7 protein-coding genes are annotated in these 9815 nt (G+C 40.2%); all 7 read left to right on the top strand.

Annotated features, from left to right (window positions below):
• Positions 1-717 precede the first annotated feature (717 nt).
• The 7 genes from BABA_RS11655 to BABA_RS11625 all read left to right on the top strand — a co-directional run bounded on the left by BABA_RS11655 (position 718) and on the right by BABA_RS11625 (position 9670).
• Positions 718-2064, top strand: a complete 1347-nt coding sequence (locus BABA_RS11655; RefSeq protein ID WP_007085390.1) for a gluconate:H+ symporter — start codon at positions 718-720, stop codon at positions 2062-2064.
• Positions 2065-2286: 222 nt separating this feature from the next.
• Positions 2287-3090: an ATP-dependent sacrificial sulfur transferase LarE gene (gene larE / locus BABA_RS11650; RefSeq protein ID WP_007085389.1), complete on the top strand. Its 804-nt coding sequence runs from the start codon at positions 2287-2289 to the stop codon at positions 3088-3090.
• Positions 3091-3140: 50 nt separating this feature from the next.
• On the top strand, positions 3141-4913 hold the full coding sequence (locus BABA_RS11645; RefSeq protein ID WP_007085388.1) for a sigma-54-dependent Fis family transcriptional regulator: 1773 nt from the start codon (positions 3141-3143) through the stop codon (positions 4911-4913).
• A 225-nt stretch (positions 4914-5138) separates the two neighbouring features.
• Positions 5139-6431, top strand: a complete 1293-nt coding sequence (locus BABA_RS11640; RefSeq protein WP_007085387.1) for a four-carbon acid sugar kinase family protein — start codon at positions 5139-5141, stop codon at positions 6429-6431.
• Between the two features lie 150 nt (positions 6432-6581).
• Positions 6582-7583, top strand: coding sequence for a 4-hydroxythreonine-4-phosphate dehydrogenase PdxA (pdxA, locus tag BABA_RS11635; RefSeq protein WP_007085386.1), 1002 nt, complete (start codon positions 6582-6584; stop codon positions 7581-7583).
• 111 nt (positions 7584-7694) lie between these two features.
• Positions 7695-8990, top strand: coding sequence for a nickel pincer cofactor-dependent isomerase, group 22 (locus tag BABA_RS11630; protein WP_007085385.1), 1296 nt, complete (start codon positions 7695-7697; stop codon positions 8988-8990).
• A gap of 236 nt (positions 8991-9226) precedes the next feature.
• A complete protein-coding gene (locus BABA_RS11625; RefSeq protein WP_007085384.1) occupies positions 9227-9670 on the top strand; it encodes a hypothetical protein in 444 nt (147 codons plus the stop codon).
• Positions 9671-9815 lie beyond the last annotated feature (145 nt).

The following is a 9815-nucleotide window of genomic DNA, read 5'->3' as shown; positions in this document are numbered from 1 at the left end:
ACGTGCGTAAAGCTTAATAATAGGAACAAACTAAGCAGGCTCTTTATAGAGTCTGCTTTTTTTATTTTATAGAAAATTTATAGAAGGCGCCTAGCCCTTATTTTTTCTTTTAAAAAACAGGAGCCCCACTCACGAATGAGCAGGGCACACACAAACAAGTAAATCAAATGGTAGTCAAAGTGTAACACATAATCAGGAATTCTCCTAATTACCCTCGAATAGATGGTGCAATGAGGACAGTTCCTGCGGCTCTAAAAAAAACGATGAGAACCGTCCCTATGGACTCGCCTATGGACTCGTTGAAAAAACAAACACCTTTATTCTGATTTGTCCCCTTGACAAGTTTATTCTTACGGTATAAAATTTTTTTATTCACAATGTGATGCGATAATCAACAGATTAGTAGATTTCGTATTCATTCAGGCGGCAAATGGCGAATATGTGTTGCAATATTATCTATTTTCCGATTGATCAAGGACATATTGCTGCTAAAATTAAAAACTTTCATCAAACGATTTTTATCACAAAAGGAATATACTTTTTTTTACATCTAATTGTAAACACTTCCAATTGTGAACAAATTGTTAACAGATTTCATTAATTGGTGAACGTATCGAAAGGTTGTGGGAAAAAATAGTCTATAAACGGTTTGTGTAAAAGAAATAAGCTGCCTCATTACGATATAAAAACTATTACGAATACTTTGGGAGGACTATCATGCCATTATTAATTGTTGCAATAGGGGTATTGCTATTAATTATTTTAATTATGGGTTTCAAATTAAATACCTTTGTTTCCTTAATCATTGTTTCATTTGTTGTTGCTTTATCATTAGGAATACCAATGAAGGATGTTGTTCATTCGATTGAAAGCGGTTTAGGCGGGACGCTTGGTCATATCGGTTTAATCTTTGGACTAGGTGCCATGCTCGGCCGGTTAATTGCTGATGCAGGTGGTGCCAATCGGATTGCCAATACCTTAATTGAGAAGTTCGGGGAAAAAAGAATTCAATGGGCGATTCTATTTGCTTCCTTTATTGTCGGGATTGCCTTATTCCTTGAAGTAACCATTGTATTATTAGTTCCAATTATTTTCTCTATCGCGAAAGAATTAAAAGTTTCGATTGTAAAATTAGGCCTTCCAATGGTGACAGCGGCCTTAGCGGCACATGCTTTCTTGCCGCCGCATCCGGGTCCAATCGCTGTCGCTGCAGAATATCAAGCAAATGTTGGTATGGTATTGATTTATGGAATTATTGTGGCGATTCCAACTGTTATTATCGCTGGTATTTTTTATCCGAAGCTTGCCATAAAAATTGTGCCAACTGCTTTCACTAGAGAAGGAAGCGCATCCTTTGGTGTTCAAAAAACATTCAAATTAGAAGAAACACCTGGTTTTGGAATCAGTGTTTTTACAGCATTATTCCCTGTCATCTTAATGGCTTTAGGTGCCATCGTTGATATGACACAGCCAGCTTTAGGATTTAAAGATAATTCGTTCATCGTATTTATTCGTTTTATCGGGACCTCTTCGACTGCTATGTTGCTTTCTGTATTGCTGGCCGTTTACACAATGGGACTTCGCAGAAGAATTCCGGTCAAGGATCTGATGGAATCTTGTTCATCAGCCGTTAATGCATTGGGGATGCTGCTTTTAATTATTGGCGGCGGCGGTGCCTTAAAACAAGTGCTTGTGGATGGCGGTGTTGGTGATTATATCGCTAAATTATTTGAAGGTACTTCAATGTCACCGATTCTGTTTGCCTGGATTGTCGCAGCATTATTACGGATCTGTTTAGGCTCTGGAACGGTTGCAACATTAGCAACTCCGGCGCTTGTGCTTCCGTTAATTTCAACCATGCCTGATGTGAACTTGGCACTCGTCACGCTTGCAACTGGAGCTGGAAGTGCGATCGCTTCACACGTGAATGATGCTGGATTCTGGATGGTAAAAGAATCTTTAGGAATGACCTTGAAAGAAGCATTTGGAACCTATACGATTCTCTCCACTATTGTGGCTGTATCTGGCTTAGTATTTACGTTAATTTTAAGTGTATTTGTTTAAAAATAACCAAAGTGACCATTTTATCAATTGTATAAAATGGTTTCTTTTTTTTCGCCTTTTTACCCTTTCGTCACGCTTTCACTTTGGCAGAAATTAGCTTATAATTGAGTAGTGTTGCAAAATGCATATGTTCTATTCGGATAGAAAAATACTCTCTCGTTACGGGTTAATTGTGCGAGATATGACTATAATTTGGAAATATACCTGATCGGTGGGATTAATATGAATGAAAAATATGAACGGCTGAAAGAGATCTTAAAAGAGATGGGGAATGTGGTTGTTGCTTTTTCGGGCGGTGTCGATAGTACGTTGCTACTAAAAGTTGCCGTTGATGTGTTAGGGGTTGAACAGGTCTTGGCTGTTACGGCTGATTCTGAAACGTATCCTTCAAGTGAATTAGAAGAAGCGAAGAAACTGGCCATCCTAATTGGTGCCACACATCAAGTGATTGAAACCTCTGAATTGAATATTCCAGGATACGCTGAAAATGACCGGAACCGCTGTTACTTCTGTAAAAATGGATTGTTCGAGGAAATCGTTCCGATTATGCGCGAGAAGGGTTTTACAAACGTGGTCTATGGTTTGATTGCGGATGATATGAGTGAACATCGTCCCGGTGTACGTGCCGCCAAAGAACATGGTGTTCGCGGCCCGCTTCAAGAAGCGAATCTTTATAAAGAAGAAATTCGTGAGCTTTCGAAACAGTTACACCTTCCTACATGGGAAAAACCATCGCTCGCTTGTTTATCCTCACGAATCGCTTACGGTGAAACCATTACCCAAGAGAAATTAACAAAGGTTGAAAAATCTGAGGAATATTTAAAAGGGCTGGGTATTAGACAAGTGCGTGTTCGTACCCATCAGGATATTGCCAGGATTGAAGTGGAGCCAGAAGATATGGGGATCGTTTTAACAAAGCATACAGAGATCATGGAGAACCTGCAGCGATTCGGATATAAATATGTCACCCTAGATCTGCAGGGCTATACGAGCGGCAGCATGAATAAAGTGCTCAGCCATTCTTAACGTCTACAATAGAAGATAGATGACTTTTTGCAGTAGAAGGTGAGTAGAACATGATAAAAGCATTGGTAATTGTCCCATATGAGGGACTGTATGAAATGATGAAAGAAATGAATCAAGAGGTTGACGATATTCAGCTAGAGATCCGATTAGGGAATTTATATGAAGGTGTGGCCATTGCGAAGAATGCTGAAATGGACGGCTATCATGTGATCATCAGCCGCGGCGGTACCGCTTCTATGATTCAGGAAGCAGTATCGATCCCAGTGATTGACATTCAAGTGTCTGGCTATGATGTTTTGCGCATTTTAACACTTGTAAAAGGATTTTCAAGTAAAGCTGCAATCGTGGGATTCTCGAACATTACACATGGTGCTGCAACAATCTGTAAACTTCTTGATTTTGACATCCAAACCTATACGATTACAAAAGAAGTTGAGGTGAAAGAAACCTTAACAAAATTAAAAAAACAGGGCTATGAAGTGGTCATTGGAGACGTGGTCACGGTTCAAGCGGCCAAACAATTAGGCCTGACAGGCGTTCTCATCACATCTGGAAAGGAAGCCATTCTTGAGGCATTGGAAGAAGTGCGAAGGTCCTATCGCTTATTCTCGCGGCTGCAGCAGGATGTGTCTTTATTTCGATCGATCCTCGATTGCAATGAACAGGCCATCATTGTGATCAATCGGGAAGAGAACATTGTCTATGAGAATGAACGGTTCGCGAAAGATCTTCATTGGATGGAACTAAAGAATTCACCAGAGGTAAAAAAGGTGATTCAAGAAACTGCCTTAACGGGTGAAAAGCAAACCAAAACGCTTCACATCAACCAGTCCTTTTGGCACATCACCACATGTCCTCAAGAAGAGGGAATGATTTTATTTTTTGAAAAAAATCATCTTCACCAAGGGGTGGAACAGGGACGGGACATGAACTCCGATGCAATAGAGTTCCAGCCATTCGCTTCCTACACCCCCATGACTGGAAAAAGTGAATCGATTCAGAAGGTGTTAAAGCAAATCAATCAATACAGTAAAAGTTCCGAACCGGTATGGATTTCCGGGGAAGAAGGAAATGGCAAAGATGTAGCAGCTCACTCCATTTATGTAAAAAGGGAAACCATGAATGAACCATTTATCACGGTTTATTGTGAGGTAGTAAGGGAAGAACAACTGAAAGAACTGATGAACGATGCCTTTTTTGAGAAATATGCGAATGGTGTTCTCTATTTTAAAAATATCGATAAATTGAACGCCTATATGCAAAAGGAATTATATCAGATCCTTCAGTCTGAAAAGGATAAAAAGCTACAATTTCTGGCGTCATCAGGAGATACCATTGAGGAAAAGGTCAAAAGTGGACAATTTCATCGGGAATTGTATCAACTATTAGCACCATTAAAAATCCATATCCCGCCACTCCGGGAACGCAGACATGATATTGAGGATTTGGTTCATGTATTTATTTCAGAATTACATCCGAAATATGGAAACGGTGTTGTGGGGATCAGACAAGATGCACTAGAGGAACTGACCAACTATGATTGGCCTGGCAATGTAGAACAGCTTAAAAAGGTCATCGAGCAATTATTTTTAGAATCCCATTCCTATTATATTGAGAAGGAAGTAGTTGAAACTGTTTTTAAACGATTAGAGCAGCAAGAAGTGAATGAGGCTTTCACCCCGGTCGATATAAGCGGCACATTAGAAGAAATCGAAAAACAAGTGATTTCGAAGGTTCTTGAAGAGGAAGGGCTGAACCAATCAAAAGCGGCCAAACGTTTAGGGATTAACCGTTCTACCTTGTGGCGCAAGCTAAAAGACTAGCTTGCGTTTTTTTTTTTTGTGCAGATAATATAACTGTTTTGTTGCAAAAAGCAACGTATTTTAGATTAGGAAAATATCCTTTTCTTGAATATTGCATTATGCACCATTTTGGTTTATGATTATGGCTGTAAATACTAAAAATGAAGTTGTATCGAGCGCTATGAGGGAATGAAAGAAACGCAAAGAATGCAAACTATTTATGTATAAAAGGAGGCCTGGAGATAGGTGAAACTAGCAGTTATCGCAGATGATTTAACTGGCGCCAATGATACCGGTGTCCAGTTTGCCAAACAAGGTCTAAAAACGACAGTGCTATTTTCAGATACACAATTACAGCGGGCCCATATGAGTGAAGATGTGATCGTTTTAAATTCAGATAGTCGTGCATACCCTTTTGGAAAGGCTTACGATGTTGTTTTTAATCTATCCACACAATTGAACAAATTGAACGTTTCAAATGTGTTTAAGAAGGTAGATTCCACTATGAGGGGACATATTGGGGCAGAAATTGATGCGGTTATGGATGTGTTTAAGTTTAAGACGTCGTTCGTGGTACCAGCTTTTCCGAAAAGCAATCGAATGACCATGAATGGAAATCATTATGTCAATGGTGTGCTATTAGGGGAAACTGAAATTGCCCATGACCCCGTCAGTCCAGTAAAGATCAGTTACCTGCCAACATTATTGCAGGAACAAAGTAAGCGGAAAGTCGAATTGATTTCCATTTCGGATGTGCGCAAAGGAAAACGTCATTTATCTGAAAAAATGAATACGTTGTCTTCAAGTACAACGCCAAAAATTATCATCGTTGATGCCACAACGGATGAAGAATTACAGACGATTGTCGAAGCGGCAAACATGTTACATGAGAATTTCCTTTGGGTTGGTTCAGCTGGAATTGCCTCTCATCTTTTCGACACAGGTTTTCGTGAAGAGCCTTTGCAAAAGAATCAGGATGGTGAAAGGCTTCCGGTACTAGTGGTTGCGGGAAGTGTGAAGTCGATTACACACCGACAAATTCAAGAACTGAAAGAGAAACATGATGTTGAAGAAATCGTTATTTCTCCAGAAGAATTCTTTTTCGAAGATAGGAGAAAACTTGAAATTGAGCGGATTGTGAAAGCAGGACAAGCAATCCTCGAAAAAAGTGATTTAGTGATATCAACTAATCCTGGGCAAGAGGCGATCAATAAGGTAAAGGGTCTCCAACTTTCCGGCGGTTTATCGAACTTCGATGTAGGCACGACCATTGCCGTAGCGATGGGAGAAATCGCTGGTCAGCTAATAGAAAGTAAGCGCATTTCTGGTGCGATTTTAACAGGTGGAGATATTGCAGGGGCAACTTGTAAAGTATTAAAGGGCGAAGGAATTCGCGTCATTGGTGAAGTCGAAGCAGGTATTCCTTATGGGAAATTGTTCGGCGGTACATTTGACGGGTTACCGATTGTGACAAAAGCGGGTGCCTTTGGAACAGTGGAATCACTTGCTAAAGCGCTCCAAAGAATAAGTAACTATTAATGGAAAGCATTGTGTGATGAAAAAGAAGCTTTTACCGAATCAATTTTTAAATAGAGTAGGAAAAACGCCAAGTATATGTCGGACTACAAGTTATTTGCCATTCGACATATGCTTGGCAAAAATAAGATGTACTAACGGGAGGAAATAATTATGGCTGCAAATAAACCAGTTATCGCGATTACAATGGGGGATCCATCAGGAGTTGGTCCTGAAATTATCGTTAAATCTTTGAATGATCAACACATCTATGAAAATTGCCGTCCATTTGTGGTTGGCGACCTGAAAATTCTGAAAAGAGCTTTAGCAGTAACGAATATCGAGCTTCAATTAAACAGCATTGCAAATCCTGAAGAGGCAAAATTCGAAAATGGAACCATCGATATTATCGATTTAGATTTAGTATCAGAAGATTTACCATGGGGACAAGTTTCTCCTGAAGCCGGAAATGCAGCATTCCGCTATTTAGAACGGGCCATTTCCTATGCTAATGAAAAGAAAATTCAAGGAATTTGTACGGCTCCATTAAATAAAGAAGCGCTCCATAAAGCGGGTCATATTTATCCAGGACACACAGAAATTTTAGCGGAATTAACCAACACAAAAGATTTTGCGATGATGTTATCTGCCCCTGGTTTACGCGTGATCCATGTGACAACCCATATTGGTTTGATGGATGCCATTAAAAAAAATAATGCAGAACGTCAATATACCGTGATTAAACTTGCTCATGAAACATTAGAAAAAGCGGGGATTAAATCACCAAGAATCGCCGTTTGCGGGATTAACCCACATGCTGGGGAAAATGGACTTTTCGGAAATGGTGAAGAAGAAGAAAAAATTATCCCAGCCGTTGAGAAAGCACAGGCAGAAGGAATTAATGTACAAGGTCCGCTTCCGGCAGATACGTTATTCTTTAGAGCAAAACGCGGTGATTTTGACATCGTTGTGGCACAATATCATGATCAAGGGCACGGACCAATTAAGGTATTAGGCCTTGAAGCCGGAGTCAATATTACGGTCGGTCTTCCAATCATTCGTACAAGCGTTGACCATGGAACGGCTTTTGATATCGCGGGAAAAAATATTGCGGATGAGCTTTCGTTAAAAGAAGCGCTTCGCATGGCGATTGAATTAGCCCCTGAAACATTGTAATTAAATCCATTTAGCAAGAGGCCCTATGAAAGGTCTCTTGCTGCCTTTGTCTATTTCGATTGATGTGAAAGTTCCTTTATTCCGTGTGTAGTTTGAAAGGAGAAATGTATGATGGCATTACCGAGATTCGCAAAAATAAGACAAACATTTCATGTAGAGAGTCTAAAGGATATCCCAGGAACGGTTACAGAGCAATTTCTTCGTGTAAACGCCGATGAAAAAATAAAACCCGGCATGGAAATTGCCATTACCGCCGGAAGCAGAGGAATTGCCAATATTCCTTTGATCGTTAAAAGCGTGGCGGATGAAATTAAAAAAAGAGGAGCAACCCCGTTTGTCATTCCTGCCATGGGAAGCCACGGAGGCGCTACGGCTGAAGGGCAAAAAGAGATGCTGGAAGGATTAGGTATAACGGAGGAATACACTGGCTGCGAAATTCGTTCATCCATGGATGTCGTGGAAGTGGGAGTCACGTCAGAAGGCATCCCTGTTTATGTGGATAAGATTGCGTACAATGCAGATGGAATCATCGTGATGGGCCGTGTGAAGCCGCATACAGATTTTAAAAATAAAATTGAAAGCGGCGTCTTAAAAATGGCCTCCATCGGCATGGGGAAACATAAACAAGCATTGGCTTTACATACCTATGGCATTAAGGGAATCAGTGAAATGATGCCTGAAGTTGGAAAAGTAGCAATTGCCAATTCCAAAACACTATTTGGTGTCGCCATTGTGGAAAATGCTCATGAAGAAACGGCCATTATTGAAGCCATTGAACCAGAGCAAATTGAAGAACGTGAAAGAGAATTATTGAAAAAAGCCTTTGCCTTGATGCCAAGTCTTCCAGTCGATGAAATCGATATTTTGGTCGTAGATGAAATTGGTAAAAACTATAGCGGCACCGGTATGGATACGAATATTATTGGCCGTATTCGTGTATTGGGCGTAACAGAACCGTCCAAGCCTGCCATCAAATATATTATTGCATCGAATTTAAGTGAAGTGAGCCATGGGAATGCGCTTGGGATTGGCCTATCTGATCTAACAACGAAGCGTCTATTTGAAAAAATTGATCATCCAGCTATGAATGAAAATGTTGTCACCAGTACCTTTTTAGCTCGAGCCAATATTCCGATTGTGCTTGATAATGACCAAGAAGCCCTAAAAGCAGCCCTACGCGCTACCTGGGGCGTCGCACCGGAAGAGGCACGAATTGTCCGGATTCCAAATACCCTTCATATCGGTGAGTTATTTGTCTCAGAAGTCATTTTTAATGAGTTAAAGGACAAAGAAAATATCGAAGTATTAGAGGACCTTCACGAAATGATGTTTGATCAAGACGGTTACTTTTTACCGATGGGGTTAGGTGCAGACCCGCACGCGGATAGAATTAAAACAACGATGTAGAACCATGGGGAAGCAGGGGACGGTTCTTTTCGGAACAATAAAGGGGTAAGCCCCGCTGCCTTCGCAGCAGGGCTTACCCCTTTATAATTTCAGATAAATTTCGTACCATGCCCTATGGATTAGTTGAACCGTCCCTACGGTGTTTTGTTGTATATGATGTATAAGGGATGTTAATCTGATGCATTCTATCATTGTTAATACACGAGGAAAATTTTTCTAAAGGGGCTCTTTGCACTATGTTTTCATACCGAGGGGATGCACATAAAGTATATCTTCAACTACAAAAAACTGTACATAAAAAAGAATCTGTCAATGATTTGAAAGAGTTGGTAGAAATAGAAGAAATCATGGCTCTTTATCAATCTTTGGGTAGCGATATATTAAGACTCATTTATTATCGAATGGTCAAAGAGAAAAACGGATCCGGCTTTATCCCGATCTTTTTAACCTCCGTTCCATGGCTGCTGCTCATGTTTTCGAAGCAAATCACTGACTTACTAGGGAGTGTGCTTTGGGTAACCTTTGGCTTTATCTATCTATTTATCCTCATTATAAGCGTGATTCTTCACTTTCGTGAAAAAGCATGGGCAGCCTTTCATATGGAAATTATTCAAGATATTTTAAATGAACGAAAAGATGAAATGTCTTTGGGGTCAGACCCCCACTCAAGGCCAATTTAATGCAAAGTTTGATGATGATTACTATTTCTTTACGACACAATTGGAGGAAAGTGCGAAGTAACGTTCAATCATACCGATGAAGACCAAGACACTCAGCGAACGTCGACAAAATGGTCTTCATCATACCTATGAAGACCAAAACACT

Source organism: Neobacillus bataviensis LMG 21833 (genome assembly GCF_000307875.1).
Lineage (GTDB): Bacteria > Bacillota > Bacilli > Bacillales > Cytobacillaceae > Neobacillus > Neobacillus bataviensis.
Note: the sequence above shows the minus strand (reverse complement) of the source record. Positions and strands in the feature narration are given on the sequence as shown.

Bases quoted from the DNA above. Each gene is read 5' to 3' on its own strand.
- BABA_RS11630 (WP_007085385.1), top strand. From the start codon at position 7,695: ATGGCATTACCGAGATTCGCAAAAATAAGACAAACATTTCATGTAGAG.
- larE (WP_007085389.1), top strand. From the start codon at position 2,287: ATGAATGAAAAATATGAACGGCTGAAAGAGATCTTAAAAGAGATGGGG.
- pdxA (WP_007085386.1), top strand. From the start codon at position 6,582: ATGGCTGCAAATAAACCAGTTATCGCGATTACAATGGGGGATCCATCA.
- BABA_RS11655 (WP_007085390.1), top strand. From the start codon at position 718: ATGCCATTATTAATTGTTGCAATAGGGGTATTGCTATTAATTATTTTA.
- BABA_RS11645 (WP_007085388.1), top strand. From the start codon at position 3,141: ATGATAAAAGCATTGGTAATTGTCCCATATGAGGGACTGTATGAAATG.
- BABA_RS11625 (WP_007085384.1), top strand. From the start codon at position 9,227: ATGTTTTCATACCGAGGGGATGCACATAAAGTATATCTTCAACTACAA.